Origin of the sequence: Atlanticothrix silvestris CENA357 (assembly GCF_016056295.1) — a bacterium.
GTDB lineage: Bacteria > Cyanobacteriota > Cyanobacteriia > Cyanobacteriales > Nostocaceae > Atlanticothrix > Atlanticothrix silvestris.
In genome coordinates this window covers 57,161-73,287 of sequence record NZ_JAECZB010000006.1, presented here as the reverse complement: position 1 = coordinate 73,287, position 16,127 = coordinate 57,161, and the positions used below count along the sequence as shown (strand labels likewise).

At 41.3% G+C, this 16,127-nt stretch carries 17 protein-coding genes; 12 read left to right on the top strand and 5 right to left on the bottom strand.

Going from position 1 to position 16,127, the window contains the following annotated elements; translation table 11 throughout:
• Positions 1-92: 92 nt before the first annotated feature.
• Complete coding sequence (locus tag I8751_RS04895; RefSeq protein ID WP_214438048.1) at positions 93-323, bottom strand: NifU family protein; 231 nt, start codon at positions 321-323, stop codon at positions 93-95.
• Positions 324-709: 386 nt separating this feature from the next.
• Positions 710-1,060, bottom strand: coding sequence for a hypothetical protein (locus I8751_RS04890; protein ID WP_214438047.1), 351 nt, complete (start codon positions 1,058-1,060; stop codon positions 710-712).
• Between the two features lie 277 nt (positions 1,061-1,337).
• Here I8751_RS04890 and I8751_RS04885 point away from each other — a divergent pair, with 277 nt between their 5' ends.
• Positions 1,338-2,219, top strand: a complete 882-nt coding sequence (locus tag I8751_RS04885; protein WP_318780293.1) for a DMT family transporter — start codon at positions 1,338-1,340, stop codon at positions 2,217-2,219.
• A 2-nt stretch (positions 2,220-2,221) separates the two neighbouring features.
• Here I8751_RS04885 and I8751_RS04880 read toward each other — a convergent pair whose 3' ends face one another.
• Together I8751_RS04880 and I8751_RS04875 are read right to left on the bottom strand one after the other, a co-directional pair.
• Positions 2,222-3,061, bottom strand: a complete 840-nt coding sequence (locus I8751_RS04880) for a tryptophan 2,3-dioxygenase family protein (RefSeq protein WP_214438046.1) — start codon at positions 3,059-3,061, stop codon at positions 2,222-2,224.
• A gap of 354 nt (positions 3,062-3,415) precedes the next feature.
• Positions 3,416-4,081: a class I SAM-dependent methyltransferase gene (locus tag I8751_RS04875; RefSeq protein ID WP_214438094.1), complete on the bottom strand. Its 666-nt coding sequence runs from the start codon at positions 4,079-4,081 to the stop codon at positions 3,416-3,418.
• A gap of 65 nt (positions 4,082-4,146) precedes the next feature.
• Here I8751_RS04875 and I8751_RS04870 point away from each other — a divergent pair, with 65 nt between their 5' ends.
• The 6 genes from I8751_RS04870 to kdpC all read left to right on the top strand — a co-directional run bounded on the left by I8751_RS04870 (position 4,147) and on the right by kdpC (position 11,028).
• On the top strand, positions 4,147-4,554 hold the full coding sequence (locus I8751_RS04870) for a hypothetical protein (RefSeq protein ID WP_214438045.1): 408 nt from the start codon (positions 4,147-4,149) through the stop codon (positions 4,552-4,554).
• Between the two features lie 323 nt (positions 4,555-4,877).
• Positions 4,878-5,651, top strand: coding sequence for a hypothetical protein (locus tag I8751_RS04865; protein WP_214438044.1), 774 nt, complete (start codon positions 4,878-4,880; stop codon positions 5,649-5,651).
• A 535-nt stretch (positions 5,652-6,186) separates the two neighbouring features.
• The gene (kdpA, locus tag I8751_RS04860; protein ID WP_214438043.1) at positions 6,187-7,872 is read left to right on the top strand and encodes a potassium-transporting ATPase subunit KdpA; all 1,686 of its coding nucleotides are present in this window, start codon (positions 6,187-6,189) and stop codon (positions 7,870-7,872) included.
• Between the two features lie 85 nt (positions 7,873-7,957).
• The gene (gene kdpB / locus I8751_RS04855; RefSeq protein ID WP_214438042.1) at positions 7,958-10,060 is read left to right on the top strand and encodes a potassium-transporting ATPase subunit KdpB; all 2,103 of its coding nucleotides are present in this window, start codon (positions 7,958-7,960) and stop codon (positions 10,058-10,060) included.
• A gap of 64 nt (positions 10,061-10,124) precedes the next feature.
• Positions 10,125-10,376: a K(+)-transporting ATPase subunit F gene (kdpF, locus tag I8751_RS04850; RefSeq protein WP_214438041.1), complete on the top strand. Its 252-nt coding sequence runs from the start codon at positions 10,125-10,127 to the stop codon at positions 10,374-10,376.
• A 49-nt stretch (positions 10,377-10,425) separates the two neighbouring features.
• A complete protein-coding gene (gene kdpC / locus I8751_RS04845) occupies positions 10,426-11,028 on the top strand; it encodes a K(+)-transporting ATPase subunit C (protein ID WP_214438040.1) in 603 nt (200 codons plus the stop codon).
• Here kdpC and I8751_RS30020 read toward each other — a convergent pair.
• Complete coding sequence (locus I8751_RS30020; RefSeq protein WP_214438039.1) at positions 11,013-11,273, bottom strand: tyrosine-type recombinase/integrase; 261 nt, start codon at positions 11,271-11,273, stop codon at positions 11,013-11,015. The genes kdpC and I8751_RS30020 overlap by 16 nt on opposite strands.
• Positions 11,274-11,394: 121 nt before the next feature.
• Here I8751_RS30020 and I8751_RS04835 point away from each other — a divergent pair, with 121 nt between their 5' ends.
• From I8751_RS04835 to I8751_RS04815, 5 genes are all read left to right on the top strand, one after another.
• Positions 11,395-11,790 carry a nuclear transport factor 2 family protein gene (locus tag I8751_RS04835; protein WP_214438038.1) on the top strand — a complete coding sequence of 132 codons (396 nt, stop codon included), beginning with the start codon at positions 11,395-11,397 and terminating at the stop codon, positions 11,788-11,790.
• Positions 11,791-12,067: 277 nt separating this feature from the next.
• Positions 12,068-12,928, top strand: a complete 861-nt coding sequence (locus tag I8751_RS04830) for an alpha/beta fold hydrolase (protein WP_214438037.1) — start codon at positions 12,068-12,070, stop codon at positions 12,926-12,928.
• Positions 12,929-13,126: 198 nt separating this feature from the next.
• On the top strand, positions 13,127-13,270 hold the full coding sequence (locus I8751_RS04825) for a hypothetical protein (RefSeq protein ID WP_214438098.1): 144 nt from the start codon (positions 13,127-13,129) through the stop codon (positions 13,268-13,270).
• Between the two features lie 115 nt (positions 13,271-13,385).
• On the top strand, positions 13,386-14,468 hold the full coding sequence (locus I8751_RS04820) for a universal stress protein (RefSeq protein ID WP_404800417.1): 1,083 nt from the start codon (positions 13,386-13,388) through the stop codon (positions 14,466-14,468).
• A gap of 394 nt (positions 14,469-14,862) precedes the next feature.
• A complete protein-coding gene (locus I8751_RS04815; protein ID WP_214438035.1) occupies positions 14,863-16,065 on the top strand; it encodes an anhydro-N-acetylmuramic acid kinase in 1,203 nt (400 codons plus the stop codon).
• Positions 16,066-16,127: the final 62 nt, after the last annotated feature.

Here is a 16,127-nt window from a genome sequence, read left to right as displayed (position 1 = left end):
GGCATGGGGCATTGGGTATGGGCATAAGTTATTCCCCTTGTCTCCCTGCTCCCTGCCCCCTGCTTCCTCTAGTCCCTAATACCTTCCAGTTCCTAGACTACTTGCTCGACTTCTGCAATTTCAGGAATCATTTCCCGCAGACGGCGCTCAATACCCATTCTCAGGGTCATTGCAGAACTAGGGCAAGAACCACAAGCACCTTGCAGCCGGAGTTTGACTATAGGCCCATCAAGCTCCACAAGTTCTACATTGCCGCCATCAGACATAAGATAAGGGCGCATTTCATCTAAAACTGTTTCCACGTTGTCAGTTGTCAGTTCCATTGTTTGAGTCCTCTTTCAGCTAGAAAATCTTTATACTGGATGTTTGTTAATTCAATCCTAGATCTAATTGCCTCTAGATTGTGTTTTCCCTAAATCTTAGGAGAGCGATAGTCATGAGTGCATGACTCAAACTTGATATTGGCATAACTTATGTAACGCCTGCTACTTCTAAGCTCAAATTATCAGGAAAGGCAGAGGGAACAGGGAACAGGGAACAGGGAAGAAGGAATAAAGCTGATGCGCGCCTAAATTTTGTAATTACTCTTTACGGTCGTTAACTGTTAACTGTTGACGGTTATCAGTCGTCAGTCATCGGTCATCAGCCTTCATCTAAATGTTCAAGTGAAATGCGTAACAGCTTATAGAAAGTGCTGAATTTGTGGCAATTACCAATTTTGTTCTAGTAAAGATTCAAATTCAGCTTGTAAAGCCGTGATATCTGCTACCCTGGCAACAAGTAAGTTATCCCTACCAGCATCACTTAAACGTTCTTTCCAATAACGAATACTCTCAGAGTTATTCAACCAAAACTGAACTACTGTATCTACAACTTGATCTAAATTCCAATCCCATTTGGCTGGTACTGGTTCCACAGATTTTATCAATGCGTCTAAAGTACATTGATGTGTTCCTAAATATTCCACTCCTTGATGTTGTGTTTTTTCCAAACTCTGCTGTTGAGTATGAAAAAATTGCCAAACTGGAGACACCCCTACAAGATCAAAAGTGTATTTCATCTTATTCCTCCCAGTTATTAATCAGTTATTTGGAAGATCTAAAATTTTATAAATCATTATGTTTAATAAAATACCAAAATTTTGCTTAAAAAAGGATGATTTTCGTCTATGTCATCGGAATTAAATTTTATTCAATAGTTAGCACTTGCTAAGGTTGAGTGCTAACTATTTATGCAATTGTTTGATGTATTATTAAATAGTTTCAGGCACTTATTCAGGGAAAAATCTTATTTTTAATAATTGTTTAGTTTTCTCAGTCACTTCTGGGCGAGGTGAAGTGGCGGCTTTATCGGCTGCTTGTTTGTGGGCGATCGCTTCGGTAGTGTATGGACTTCTAGGACAACGTATTCCACCGTTACAACTCAATTTAATTAAAGGGGTAATTGCGATCGCCCTGCTTGTTTTGACTATTGTGATTACTAGTGAATCCCTACCAAATCTGACTTTTGCACCTACATGCCTTTTAATACTTAGTGGTGCTGTGGGCATTGGTTTGGGTGATACAGCTTTTTTAGCCGCCATCAATTATTTAGGAGCGCGTCGCGTTTTACTTATAGGAACTCTTTCACCTCCCATAACCGCGATCGCAGCGATGATTTTTCTGCAAGAACAGTTAAACTTTAGGGCTTGGTGCGGTATTTTGCTGACGATTTTGGGGGTTGCTTGGGTAGTCACAGAACGAGTTCCAGGCACAAATAATCATTCTGCAATGCACATCTGGCGGGGAATCGGCTTTGGTTTATTAGCAGCATTTACCAATGCTACAGGGGCTATTTTATCTCGTGCAGCATTTGCTACAACAAGTATTTCACCTTTGTGGGCTGCCTTGTTGCGCTTAAGTGCAGGCGTATTGGTGATTTTGATTTGTATATTGTTCTCTAAGGGTAGGGAAACAAAAGTATTTTATCCCTATTGGCAATCGTGGCGAGTAATTTTAACGAGTTTGTTTGCTGCTTTTTGTGGAACTTATTTAGGAATTTGGCTGCAACAAACAGCAATTAAATTTACAGCGGCGGGAATTGCAATAACATTGATGCAAACTAGTCCATTGTTTGTCATTCCCATTGCTATCTGCATGGGCGAAAAAGTTAGTTGGAGAGCGATCGCTGGTGTGATAATTGCGATCGCGGGAATTGGATTATTGTTTTACCTAAAGTAAAGCTAATTCAAGCCAGGAAATAGTGGCGCTTCCTCTTGATCATACTTAGCTAGATAATCGCGAAAAGATGTCCCACCAGTACCAATATCTGCACCAACCATCTTTAGTTGCTGAATTGCCAATCCTAAATGAGCTTGATGAAATTGTCTTTGCAACTTGTCATAAGTACGTAAACATTGAAGAATTGCACCAGCATAGAGATGATTTTGCAAATTGGCGATGCGTTCTTCTTGAGAGTTTCCAAGAGCGCGACTTGTGAGAATTTGATAATAGTGGGCAAGGTTACGCTGATGATATAATTTAAACCATTGTGTTACATCTTCGCCATAACGACGATTAAATTCTATTTCTGCAATGTGCAAATTACCTTCTGCATTTTTAGTACCACCATCCCAATATTTGCGAACACCACTCATAATTTCTAGACGGCGAAACTGAAAAGACTGAAAACCACTGGTAGGGCCAATACTGGTTCTAAATTCAACAAAAGCTCGCATTGTTGTGAGAATTGGCATATTTGTGTTTACGACTTCGTAAAAACGCAAAATACGTCGAAAAAAATAACAAGTCTCCCCTGTATCACCAATTACTGTATTTGCTTCATCTTGTAGCGCCTCAGAAAAAGCGTCTAAAACTCGCTCCATATCGATAATCATTTGGTGAAAAGCGAGTTCGCAAATTTGATGTACAGCGATAAATAAATCTTCGTCTTTGGAGGCGGTGAGAGGTTTTTTACAATTAATCAGTGTTTCGACATTATGATAATTCCAGTAATGGTTTTGATTAATGTCCAGATTAAGATCTAGTGGCGGCAAAGGTTTGGGCTTGTAGGATTCAGACATAAGTATAGACTTGGAAGCGCACAACTTTTATCCTAGGCGATCGCTAATACCAATTCGCAATTCGCAATTCGCAATTAAAGAACTTAGATGCAGCAAAGTTTTCAGGGTTTACATCTGTATCAGATTTTTCGTGAAATGGTATAAGGTGTAAGGTAGTGTAAAAAATTAATAGCCTATATTTTTAACTGAGCAAATCCTAGTATATTTTCATATTATTTCAATATTTATTTTGCCAAAACAAAAAAATCAGTTCTCATAAAATATATAAAATAATGGGGTGTGTTAACTGCCTACAACACACCCTTTATTAGGAATAACAGATTAATAAATTCATGCTCCTAAATATTATCAGCATCAATCTCGTTTGAGTGCTAAAGTTAGCCCATCTCCAATAGGAACAAGAGAAAGTGTTACCCGTTGATCATCATGTAACTTCTTGTTGAGAGCGCGGATAGCTTGGGTACTTTTGTCTTGAAATTGGGGATCAGCAACTTGTCCAGACCATAAAACATTATCAATAGTAATCAGTCCGCCCGGACGCAATAATTGCAGCGATCGCTCATAATATCCATCATAATTTTCTTTATCAGCATCGATAAACGCAAAATCAAACGTCCCGGCTTGACCGTCTGCCAAAAGTGCATCTAAAGTTTCCAAGGCTGGCGCTAATCGTAGATCGATTTTATCGGCAACCCCTGCTTGCTGCCAATATCGCCGAGCGATCGCAGTAAATTCTTCACTGACATCACAAGCAATTATCTGACCATCAGCAGGTAACGCCAAGGCAACAGAAAGTGAGCTATAACCAGTAAATACACCCACTTCTAAGGTTTTTTTCGCTCCCATCAGTTGCACCAACAGTCTCATGAACTGTCCTTGTTCTGGTGAAATTTGCATTCCACTCCTGGGATGACTGGCGGTTTCTTGGCGTAGTTTTTGCAGAACCTCCGGCTCCCGCACAGAAATAGCTAAAAGATAGTCGTAGAGTCGGCTATCAAGATTAATAGTCTGTGATGACATAGTTTGGTTCATGAATTTAACACGTCTACCGTTATACTATCGCTGGAGAGTAGTGTACAAAAAAGATGGTGCGGCTCGTTTTTACAGCAATTCTACTGGTGTTATTAACAGCTTGTGGCAGTATTGGACTGTTACCGAATAGCCAGTTAGTGCAAAAAGCGATCGCGCTTAGGCTATCGCAAACTCAACAGCAGCTTAACCAACAACTAGATCTAGATTTTCAAGGATTTGAAATCAAGCATCTATCAATTACCCAAGAGCAACCCCTGACGATTCAAAATTTACCAGCTTTTCGTGTCCGGGGAACATACGATCTGATTGTCAAGCTACCAAAGAGACAGTTGACGCAACCGCAACAACCATTTGAAGTTTTCATGCAAATTCAGCAAGAAGGCAAAACCTGGCGATTGTTGCTTCCAGATAAGGATGGTAAAACTACTCAGCCTACTTGGCGTAGCTATCTAATTGAGTAACTCATCATGTGCAATTAGAAAAACTATCACAACTATATCCGTATAACTGCTAAGGGTAGCCATGATCGAGGTGATAGTTTCACTAAAGACATGGTAATTCGTAATTCGTAATGACGCGACGCTCCTGCGTCGCTACCGCTTCGCTATCGCGGACTCGCTCTAAGCGTTCGCGTTAGCGTCTCGTAGAGAAGCTATGCCGTTGGCGAAGCCTCTCGTAGAGAAGGCTTTACGCTGCGCTAACGTAATTCGTAATTAAGAAAACCAAATTAAATTTGGCTTTCATCGGTTGTATATGTAGTCTTATTTTGGAGAATTGATACAAGATGTATTTCAACTTTTTCATCAGTTCAATTGTGGGAATTGTGGTGGCTGTGTTGCTTGGTTTTGGCGTGCTGCAATGGTTTCATGTACCTGCTGGTAACTTCCTCGACTGGGTAATAGGTGGTGCTAGCTTTTGGTGGTTGCTTGTCATTGTTACTGTTCCGTGGAATGTGCATTTTCAGGCTAAAGAAGTTTTAGCAGAAGCCGCACAGTCTACCGAAAAGGGGATTCCAGTCGATGAGAAACAAGTTACTTATGTCAAAGTTTTAGCAAAGCGATCGCTCTGGTTGGCCATTGCTTTACACTTATTCTCTGCCGTTGGTCTTTATACCCTCGCGGCCATTGGTATTAGTGCTGTGGGATATATTAGTTCCGGTGCAGCTTTATTATTAACTATCCTGCGTCCAGCTATCCGTGCTTACGAATATTTATACGCGCGATTGACAATGATTCGCCAAGAATGGAAATATCCCCGCGAAGATGTTGTTGAACTCCGCAATCGTTTTGATGAATTAGAACAAAAAGTACAACAAATAGCAGAACAACTAGATCCAGAACAACCCTATTCTTTACCCACCACTCAACAACGCTTTGCCGATGAGACGCGCCGAGACTTAGCTAAAATTGCCGCTAATTTAGAAGAATTAAGAGCTACAAATCAAACTGAACACGAACGTCTGGCAAGGGAAGCCAGAAATGCGATCGCGCAACTTTCCACCGACGGACAATTTCTCGATCATGTCCGCGAAATTATTAGATTTTTTAAGACTGCCTAAACTAAGCATCATTGAACACTTTCAACTTCACCGTGAAGTCAATCTCAACTAGCTCATTCCTCGACTATAGTACAGGGGATGAGCTTAATTACTTTTAAATTGTGACTATTTTTCCCCAAAACGTTTAATATGCAATATAATCCTTGGCTAATTCCGTTTAAATTGGGGCATAAGCAAAATTGTATCAAAGGATACTATATTTATATTTGTAGAATAAAAATATCCTACTTAATGGTGTAGTTGAAAATTGCTCGTTTCGAGAAAATTTTCCTATCGACAAATAATATTAATATTCAAGATAGATGACTAAGAGTAAAATTTAAACGTTCTTGACAGAAACTTTAAAAAATACCTAAAAAATAGTAGTGACTGAAACAAGTAAATCCAGATAAATGAATTGGGTTTATATGAGATATTGCTAAAGCCTCGACTACGCTCAGGGCTAAATATGTGGCAATCTAATTGCCAAGTAGTTAATTTCTTATATCTAAATAATCAGCTTTCTATAACTGCACTTGGATAGAGCGCAAAATAAATGGCACAAGGTTTTTTACAAATTGGCTTGACCCTATGTATCGTGATAGCAATCACTCCTCTTTTAGGGAGATACATGGCGCGTGTTTTCTTGGGAGAAAAGACGCTCCTTGATCCTTTAATGAATCCTATAGAACGGAGCTTGTTCGTGCTTGCGGGTGTCCGCAGGAAAGATGATATGACGGGTTGGCAGTATGCACGGGCGATACTGTATAGCAACCTGTTAATGGGTATTTTAGTATATTCACTGATCTACTTTCAGCGATTATTACCCTGGAATCCTAATGGCTTCAGTACGCCTACCTGGGATACACTATTGCATACAGTCGTTTCATTTGTGACAAATACTGACCAGCAACACTACACAGGCGAGACAACCTTAAGTTATTTTAGCCAGGTAGCCGCTTTAGGTTTTTTAATGTTCACTTCAGCTGCAACTGGTTTAGCTGTAGGAATTGCCTTTATTCGGGGATTGACAAGTAAAAAACTGGGTAATTTTTACGTTGATCTCACCCGTGCTATCACTAGAATCTTACTGCCGATCGCAGTGATTGGGGCGATCGCCTTAGTTTTATTAGGTGTACCACAAACCCTAGGCGAAACCTTAGTTGTGGAAACCTTGGAGGGAGGAACACAATATATAGCTAGAGGCCCAGTAGCATCCTTTGAAATGATCAAAATGTTGGGTGAAAACGGTGGTGGTTTTTTTGGCGTTAACTCTGCACATCCCTTTGAAAATCCCAATGGCGCTTCTAACTTAATAGAAATGATAGCCATGATTTCTATCCCAGCAGCCATGATTTACACCTACGGTGTATTCGCCAAAAACATTAAACAGGCTTGGTTGCTTTTTTGGATGGTGTTTGTGGTTTTTGTGATTTTGGTTTGGGTAACAGCGGGTGGAGAACAACAAGGGAATCCTTTAGTCAATCCCATATTCGGATCAGAACAGCCCAACTTAGAAGGCAAAGAAATTAGATTTGGTTGGGCACAAACAGCACTATGGTCAGTTATGACTACCGCTACTATGTGCGGTGCTGTCAATGGGATGCACGATTCTTTAATGCCATCAGGGACATTTTCTACTCTATTTAACTTATTTCTCCAGATGATTTGGGGAGGTCAAGGAACAGGAACAGCTTACTTATTCATTTATCTAATTCTGACTGTGTTTCTCACAGGACTGATGGTGGGACGCACCCCAGAATTTTTAGGGCGCAAAATCCAAAAGCGAGAAATTGTCCTTGCCAGTGTAGTACTGCTGATTCACCCCATTGTGATTTTAATTCCCAGTGCGATCGCCTTGGCTTATCCTGTCTCTTTATCAGGAATTACTAACCCTAGCTTTCACGGTATTTCTCAAGTAGTTTATGAGTATGCTTCAGCTGGAGCAAATAATGGTTCTGGCTTAGAGGGATTAGCGGATAACACTCTTTGGTGGAATCTCAGTACCTGTTTCAGTATTTTGGTAGGACGCTATATCCCAATTATTGCCATCCTACTCTTGGCAGATAGCATGTCTCGCAAACCAACAACCCCAGAAACCCCTGGTACTTTGAAAACCGATTCTTTGCTATTTACTACTATTACAGCTGGAGTAGTTCTCATTTTAGGGGTTTTGACCTTCTTTCCCGTTTTAGCTTTAGGCCCAATCGCCGAAGGTTTTAAACTCGCCTCTGGTAGCTAATAAAAGGATGAAGGCTAAAAACGAGACTTTAACTTCAATTTATACTTCATTGCTTCACTTGATACTTCACACTTCAGCCTTCATTATGAATCCCGTTGCATCTACCTCTAAAGCTAGACTTCGTTCTCGTCCTGGCGATCGCCGCCAATCACGCAAAAAAGCTAGGATTAATACTAAAGGCATCTACCTCAGAGCCATTAGAGATGCTTTTGTTAAACTTAATCCCAAAAATGCCATCAAAAATCCAGTGATGTTTTTGGTTTGGGTAGGGACACTAATTACCTTATCGGTAACAATTGATCCCAACTTATTCGGCCCAACCCAACAGAAGAACCCGCAACTTTTTAACGGCTTATTGACGGGGATTTTGTTCTTTACTGTTTGGTTTGCCAATTTTGCGGAAGCTGTAGCTGAAGGGCGAGGTAAAGCCCAAGCCGATGCCTTACGCTCAACTAAATCAGAGACGACCGCCAAAAAACTTGCCCCAGATGGCACAATTACTGAAGTATCTTCCACTAGCCTTCAACAAGGTGACAACATCTATGTAGTAGCAGGTGATATTATTCCTGCGGATGGGGAAGTGATTATGGGTGTTGCTTCAGTCGATGAATCGGCAATTACTGGGGAATCAGCACCAGTCTTAAAAGAATCAGGCTCAGATGTTGCCAGTTCTGTAACTGGTGGTACACGAATTATCTCAGACGAGCTGATTATTCGCATCACCACTGACCCAGGCAAAGGCTTTATTGACCGGATGATTGCCTTAGTAGAAGGGGCAGAACGTAGCAAGACACCAAATGAAATTGCCTTGACGGTGTTGCTAGCAATTTTGAGCTTAGTATTTCTTTTTGTCGTCGCAACTTTGCCCGCATTTGCCTACTATGTCAAAAGCCCCATTAGTGTACCAATTTTAGTTGCCCTATTGGTGGCACTGATTCCTACAACCATTGGCGGTTTACTCAGTGCCATTGGCATTGCCGGCATGGATAGAGTTGCCCAATTTAATGTCATTGCCACTTCAGGACGAGCAGTAGAAGCCTGTGGAGATGTCAATACCCTCATTCTTGACAAAACAGGTACAATTACCCTCGGCAACCGCTTGGCAGAAGAATTTATCCCAATCAACGGCCACTCAATAGAAGAAATAGCTTATATTGCTTTGGCAGCTAGTGTATTTGATGATACACCTGAAGGAAAATCAATTGTCCGACTGGCACAAAGATTAGGGGCACGATTTGACTTTGACCCTAACCAATCAGAAGGAGTGCCATTTTCCGCCAAAACCCGCATGAGTGGTACAAACTTGTATGGTGGACGTGAAGCCCGCAAAGGAGCAGTAGGAGCAATCAAAGGCTTTGTGCGTTCCCGTAATGGAGACGATACCCCAGAACTAGATGCAGCTTATGAACAAGTTTCCCGACAAGGAGGTACACCCTTAGCAGTCTGCCTTGATAGCGACATCTACGGTGTTATTTATCTAAAAGACGTAGTTAAACCTGGTATCCGCGAGCGTTTTGACCAGTTACGACGGATGGGAGTTCATACAGTTATGTTAACTGGAGACAATCGAATTACCGCAGCGGTGATTGCCAACGAAGCAGGAGTAGATGACTTTATTGCCGAAGCCACACCAGAAGAAAAAATTAGTGTCATTCAAGAAGAACAGGCAAAAGGTAAATTAGTTGCCATGACTGGAGATGGTACTAACGATGCTCCAGCACTAGCACAGGCAAATGTGGGCGTAGCCATGAATACAGGAACTCAAGCTGCCAAAGAAGCAGCCAACATGGTAGATTTAGACTCTGATCCCACAAAGCTGATTGATATCATCAGTATTGGCAAACAATTGTTGATTACTCGTGGAGCATTGACTACATTTTCTATTGCTAACGATATTGCTAAGTACTTTGCAATTATTCCAGTGATATTTGCCGCTGTTAATCTGCAAAGTCTGAATATTATGAATTTGACTAGTGCTAATTCTGCTGTATTATCGGCGCTGATTTATAATGCTTTGATTATTCCCGTTTTAATTCCCTTAGCTTTGAAAGGTGTACAGTTTAGACCTCTGACGGCTAATCAACTGCTGCAACGTAACATCTTAATTTATGGACTGGGTGGAGTGATAGCACCGTTTATTGCCATTAAGTTGATAGATATGTTGATTACTGTAGTGGGATTGGCTTAGGTAATTGAAAAATCAAACATAACTGCCAAAATGGCAGACTAGGACTTAAATACAAAAGACAATCATGAAACGAGTTGATTTAACAAGGAATTTTTTATCGATTTCCTTTATTTGGCTACAGCGGCGCAGACAACAACTTTCATTCGCTATTTTTATTTTTTTGTCCTTTAATTTAGCAATTGTACCATTAGTTTATGCCGCTACCGATGACACACTATCGCGTCCTTCAACTTGGGCAATTGGTATCTTAGGAGCAGTGACTCTGGCACTTGTCATTTATTTATTTGTTGTCGTTTTTCAACCAGAACGCTTCTAAAACATTAACATTATCAAATTAAATTCTAAAAATAAGTAGAAAAGTGTTTATGTCTTTTATTCGAGAAACTATTAGAGCAATTCGTATTACTCTAGTGCTTTGGTTGCTGACAGCAATCATTTATCCCCTCGCCATCCTGGTAGTAGGTCAAGCTGCTTTTCCCTTTCAAGCTAACGGTAGCGTCATGGTAAATATCAACGCTAAACCGATTGGTTCAACTTTAATTGGGCAGAATTTCACATCTGAGAAATATTTTCATGGTCGTCCCAGTGCGGTGAGATATAGCCAAGGGAAAAAAGCCAGACCAACTGGTATTTCGGGTGCTAGTAATCTTGCTCCCAGCAATCCAGAACTACTAACCCGAATTGTTGAACAAGCAAATAAATTTGGCGAAGAAAATATTCAGCCATCAGCCGATTTAATTTATACTTCTGGTTCTGGGTTAGACCCACATATTTCTTTAAAAACAGCATGGCAGCAATTAGAACGAGTTGCCCGTGCCCGTGGAATCAAAGAAGACGAAATAGTACCTTTAGTTAATAAATATACTGATGGGAGATTTTTGTGGATTTTTGGCGAGCCAGGAGTCAATGTTCTGCGATTAAATTATGCTCTTGATTTGCAAGATATTAATCGTCAACAAAACCAATAACTATGGGCATGGGGCATGGTGACACAGCGCTGCGTTCGCGTAGCGTCTCGAAGAGAAGAGAAGTGCCTTGCGTCATTTCCCTTTGTGTCGCGCACAATAATTTGATTTTTGGCAAAATCAACATCTTTAACTCTTAAACTCAGTTCTTCAGTTAAGCGTAATCCTGTGCCATAAAGTAACTTAATTAAAAGTTGATGTACGCCGGATAATTTTTGAATAATTGCTAAAACTTCATCTTTTGTCAAAACGGTTGGTAAATATTTAAATTTCTTTGTAAAAGGAGCAAGCCGATGGCAGCTACCGCTCAACCGAAATGTTGGGCTGCTTTCTTGTTTTAATGACGTTCGTATCGGATGGTGAGCAATTATGAGTTCAAATAAGCAGTTTCTGCAAAATTTATACGAAGCCTTCAACAAAGGCGAGATTGAAACAATCATCTCGGTGATGCACCCGGACGTGAAATGGGCGAACGGGGTGTCAGGCGGTTTCGTTTATGGACGCGACGCGGTGCGCGAATACTGGACTAATCAATATAAGGTTATTCAAGTGCAGCTTGAAACCTTAAAATTCGAGACGGATGAAAACAATCGAAATGTCGTTACCGTTCATCAAATCGTCAGAGATTTGCAAGGCAATTTGCTCGCGGATGCAACAATTCAGCAAATCTTTACCATTGAGAATAATTTGATTAGTCTTTATGAAATTGGTGAAACCGAAACAATCCAAGAGATGATTCAAAAGACGAGAACTCCCAATGAGTAATTGGGAAGGCAATTACAATTCAAGCCGTTGCTTTTACCGATCGCAATGAAGAGGGGTTAGTAACTTCGGTCAGATTCTGTATAGACACTTCACCGCTATTTGCATAATCGCGGCACAACAACGCCCATGCACCCGACCGTATAAAGTTGATCTGTTAGAATTTCGAGGCTACTGGCGGCGGGTGAAGCGGAATGTGAGCCTGCAAAGTTATGTGTCAAGGTTATTAGTTGAGAGATAATGAGATGCCAGACTCAGTTTACGATTAAAGAACGCTGCTATGGAAAGTACGAATCTTCTCACCCTACCCGACAATCGACGGTTAGCCTATGCAGAGTATGGCGACCCCAACGGGCATCCCGTTTTCTACTTTCATGGTGGCGGAGCTTCTCGTTTAGAGCCATTGTTGTTAGGCGATGAAGTATTTATCCGATTAGGCTTACGACTGATTGCGCCAGATCGTCCGGGAATAGGACAGTCAGACTTCCAACCGAATCGCGGATTTTCTGATTGGACGAAGGATGTCACATTTCTTGCCGATGCCTTGGGGTTAGACAAATTCTCAGTGTTGGGTGTTTCGGCGGGAGGCGGCTATACTGCTGCCTGTGCTGCAAAGATTCCTAATCGATTACATTCAGCCGTGATCGTTTCAGGATCATGGGAATTTACAACTGCGGATTTGCTGAAATACAACCGTTGGAGTTTGATTTTAATCAAGTATTTTCCCTGGCTGTATCAAGCCTCAATGAAATTGACACAGCGATCGCTTAATGGTTCTCCAGACAAACTATTAGAAACTTTAAAGAAAAGACTTCCGGCAGCAGATTACGCGGTATTAAAATCGCCAGGTCGGATCAAGAAAAGCTGTGAGGCTTTGAACGAGGGACTTCGTTCAGGAACACAAGGAACCGCCTGGGATCTTCAGCTTTACTTCAAAAAATGGGACTTTAGTTTAGATGAAATTCGGATGCCGTTGACATTGTTCTATGGTGAAGAGGATAGGAATGTTCCGCTTGATCTGGTAAAGCGAATTGCTGCGACTCTCCCGACGATTAAGCTGGTGATGTATCTAAATGAAGGACATATCTCGGTGATTGTGAATCAGATTGAAGCGATCGCCAAAGCGCTCCTAAGTGACTGAGAATCTTACATTTGCGTTGACGTAGTGCAGGCTAACAATCCCGTTACACACCGACCGTATAGAGTCTTTTCGTTGAGTTCGAGAAGTTGTTAGCGGCGGCTGAACGAGGTCGTTAGCGGAGGTTTTCATGATTTTAATTAATTGGAAAATTAAGTGTCTTTTCATTAAGTGATGATTTTAAGTATTTTTTTATGTACGATGAATTTGACAACTTCTGTAGTCAAGCAGGCGTTAGAAAGTATTCGCTATATTGACCTTAAGGATTGGGCATCTGAAGCTTTTGGTCAGTCGATGCTCTCAAAAAGAAAAATTGTATTTTCAACTTCAGATGACGACACATAATTTGCATGAACTTTTTTGAGGGATTTTCCCACAAAGTCAACACCCTAGCATGGAGGATAATAATCTTAATAATGGTTCGGCTAGGATTATACCTTTAACTTCGGTCAATTCTTCTATGCAAGCAGCACGACGGGGCAAGCATAAAATCTTTATTGGCATGGCTCCAGGGGTAGGTAAAACATACCGCATGTTGGAAGAAGCGATCGCCCTCAAACAAGAAGGAATTGATGTTGTTATTGGGCTTTTAGAAACCCACGGACGCAAAGAGACAGCCCAAAAGGCAGAGGGGCTAGAAATTGTACCCCTTAAACAAGTTCCTCGTGGTGGGTTGATGCTGACGGAAATGGATACGGATGCAATTTTAAAGCGACTACCCCAGTTAGTGTTAGTCGATGAACTAGCACATACCAATGTCCCTGGCTCCCAACGAGAAAAACGCTACGAAGATGTAGAAATAATTTTAGCCGCAGGTATTGATGTCTACTCCACTATGAATGTGCAGCATTTGGAAAGTCTCAATGACCTGGTAGCAAGAATTACTGGCATAGTAGTACGAGAACGCGTTCCCGATCGCATTTTAGAAGCAGCAGATGAAGTTGTGGTAGTAGATGTCACACCGGAGATGCTACAAGAACGGTTATTAGAAGGCAAAATTTACGCACCCCAAAAAATCCAACAAGCTCTCACCAACTTTTTTCAACGGCGTAACTTGATTGCTCTGCGGGAATTAGCTTTGCGAGAAGTCGCAGACAGCGTGGAAGAAAATGCAATTGCTACAACTCCCAATGGTCAATTTTGCAATATCCACGAACGGGTTTTAGTATGTATCTCTACTTATCCTAACTCAGTGCAATTGTTACGCCGGGGTGCTAGATTAGCTAACTACATGAATGCTCCGCTTTATGTTTTATTTGTAGCCAATTCAGACCGCTTCCTCACCAAAGAAGAAAGTCTACACATTCACACTTGTGAAAAACTATGTAAAGAATTTGCAGGAACTTTTCTACGAGTTACAAATAATAATATAGCTCAGGCGATCGCCGAAGTCGCTGAAAAATACCGCATTACTCAAATTGTCATTGGCGAAAGCCAGCATTCTCGTTGGCAATTATTCCTCAAAGGTTCGTTAACTCAAAAACTGGTACGCTTACTTAAAAATATTGATTTGCATATTATTGCTAGTGAAAAAACATTTTAGAAGTTATTTATAAAGTAAAAATACAATTTTTGTAGGGTGTGTTATGGCGCATATTTAGATATGATTGGTCACAAAAAGGATAATTTAAGCGCCTAACGCACCCTACTTAAGATTTACGGCGTTGCTTAATCAAGGGATGAAATTTACGTATTGAAATCTCAAACTCCTTATTTTCTCTGCGCGCCACTCTCCTCAACGGGGGGAACCCCCGCACAGAGGTGGCTTGCCTCTGCGCCTCTGCGTGAGGTAATCATCCCGCATTTATGCAACGCCAGATTTACTTTATAAATAGTCTCTTAAGCCAGTATTAACAGTGATGCTCCCTGATTCTTTTTGACATCACTAGCGGCATGAATTAAACTACCCCTTGCAATCAACAAAAGAGTCTGTTGCAATGCCTCCAACTGAACAAACTGCTGTCCCGGTTCGCGTTATTGGTTTAATTAGTGGCACATCTGTAGATGGTATAGATGCTGCCTTGGTAGAGATTTCTGGTACAGAATTAGATCTCAAAATTGAACTACTAGCAGGGGAAACATATTCTTATCCTGCTGAGTTGAAAGAAAAAATCTTGGCAGTTGGCGCTGGAGAAGCTATTTCAATCCCAGAATTGGCAGAATTAGATGATGCGATCGCTTGTACCTTTGCTCAAGCTGCCCAAAATATTCAACTCAACCACCAAAGTGCAAGTTTAATTGGTTCCCACGGTCAAACTGTCTACCATCGACCACCTGAAAGTCGAGGAATAGGTAAGAAAACTCCTCCCGACTTACGACTTGGTTACAGTCTGCAACTTGGTCGCGGTGATTTGATTGCCCACCTCACGGGTATTACCACTGTAAGTAATTTCCGTGCTGCTGATATTGCAGTTGGTGGACATGGCGCGCCTTTAGTGCCTAGAGTAGATGCTTTTTTACTCAGTCATCCTCAAGAAGGGCGCTGTGTGCAGAATTTAGGTGGGATCGGGAACGTAGCTTATATTCCCCCTCGTCGTGATGACTGGCTGGCTAAAATTCGCGGTTGGGACACCGGCCCAGCTAATAGTTTGTTGGATTTGGCAGTGCATCATTTAACTGCTGGTGCTGAAACCTACGATGAAAGCGGCAAATGGGCAGCAAGTGGCACTCCCTGTAATCCATTGGTAGAACAATGGCTGAGTCAAGATTACTTTCATCTACCACCGCCTAAGTCTACTGGTCGAGAATTATTTGGTGTGGCTTACCTGCATCAGTGTTTAAAAGATGCCGAAGCATATCAACTTAGCCCAGCTGATATATTAGCAACGCTCACAGAACTCACAGTAGCTTCAATTGCTCACAGTTACCAAACTTTTTTACCGCAAATGCCGCAGCGGGTACTACTATGCGGGGGCGGTAGTCGCAATCTTTATTTGCAACAAAGATTACAGTTATTGTTACCATCCATACCAGTCTTAACTACAGATGAAGTCGGCTTGAATGCAGATTTTAAAGAAGCGATCGCCTTTGCAGTTTTAGCTTATTGGCGGCAATTGGGTATTCCTGGAAATCTACCTGCTGCTACTGGCGCACCCCAAGAAATGCTTTTAGGAGAAATTCATCCAAGTCTTGTTAATTAATTTACACCGCACTCATATTACCGCCTGACATTTGGATATTTCAAATATATCTTTGAGTCTTG

Coding starts and splice junctions, on each gene's coding strand:
- I8751_RS04815 (WP_214438035.1), top strand. CDS start 14,863: ATGCCTCCAACTGAACAAACTGCTGTCCCGGTTCGCGTTATTGGTTTA.
- I8751_RS04820 (WP_404800417.1), top strand. CDS start 13,386: ATGCAAGCAGCACGACGGGGCAAGCATAAAATCTTTATTGGCATGGCT.
- I8751_RS04880 (WP_214438046.1), bottom strand. CDS start 3,061: ATGTCTGAATCCTACAAGCCCAAACCTTTGCCGCCACTAGATCTTAAT.
- kdpF (WP_214438041.1), top strand. CDS start 10,125: ATGAAACGAGTTGATTTAACAAGGAATTTTTTATCGATTTCCTTTATT.
- I8751_RS04895 (WP_214438048.1), bottom strand. CDS start 323: ATGGAACTGACAACTGACAACGTGGAAACAGTTTTAGATGAAATGCGC.
- I8751_RS04870 (WP_214438045.1), top strand. CDS start 4,147: ATGGTGCGGCTCGTTTTTACAGCAATTCTACTGGTGTTATTAACAGCT.
- I8751_RS04830 (WP_214438037.1), top strand. CDS start 12,068: ATGGAAAGTACGAATCTTCTCACCCTACCCGACAATCGACGGTTAGCC.
- I8751_RS04825 (WP_214438098.1), top strand. CDS start 13,127: ATGAATTTGACAACTTCTGTAGTCAAGCAGGCGTTAGAAAGTATTCGC.
- kdpB (WP_214438042.1), top strand. CDS start 7,958: ATGAATCCCGTTGCATCTACCTCTAAAGCTAGACTTCGTTCTCGTCCT.
- I8751_RS04865 (WP_214438044.1), top strand. CDS start 4,878: ATGTATTTCAACTTTTTCATCAGTTCAATTGTGGGAATTGTGGTGGCT.
- kdpA (WP_214438043.1), top strand. CDS start 6,187: ATGGCACAAGGTTTTTTACAAATTGGCTTGACCCTATGTATCGTGATA.
- I8751_RS04835 (WP_214438038.1), top strand. CDS start 11,395: ATGAGTTCAAATAAGCAGTTTCTGCAAAATTTATACGAAGCCTTCAAC.
- I8751_RS04890 (WP_214438047.1), bottom strand. CDS start 1,060: ATGAAATACACTTTTGATCTTGTAGGGGTGTCTCCAGTTTGGCAATTT.
- I8751_RS04875 (WP_214438094.1), bottom strand. CDS start 4,081: ATGTCATCACAGACTATTAATCTTGATAGCCGACTCTACGACTATCTT.
- kdpC (WP_214438040.1), top strand. CDS start 10,426: ATGTCTTTTATTCGAGAAACTATTAGAGCAATTCGTATTACTCTAGTG.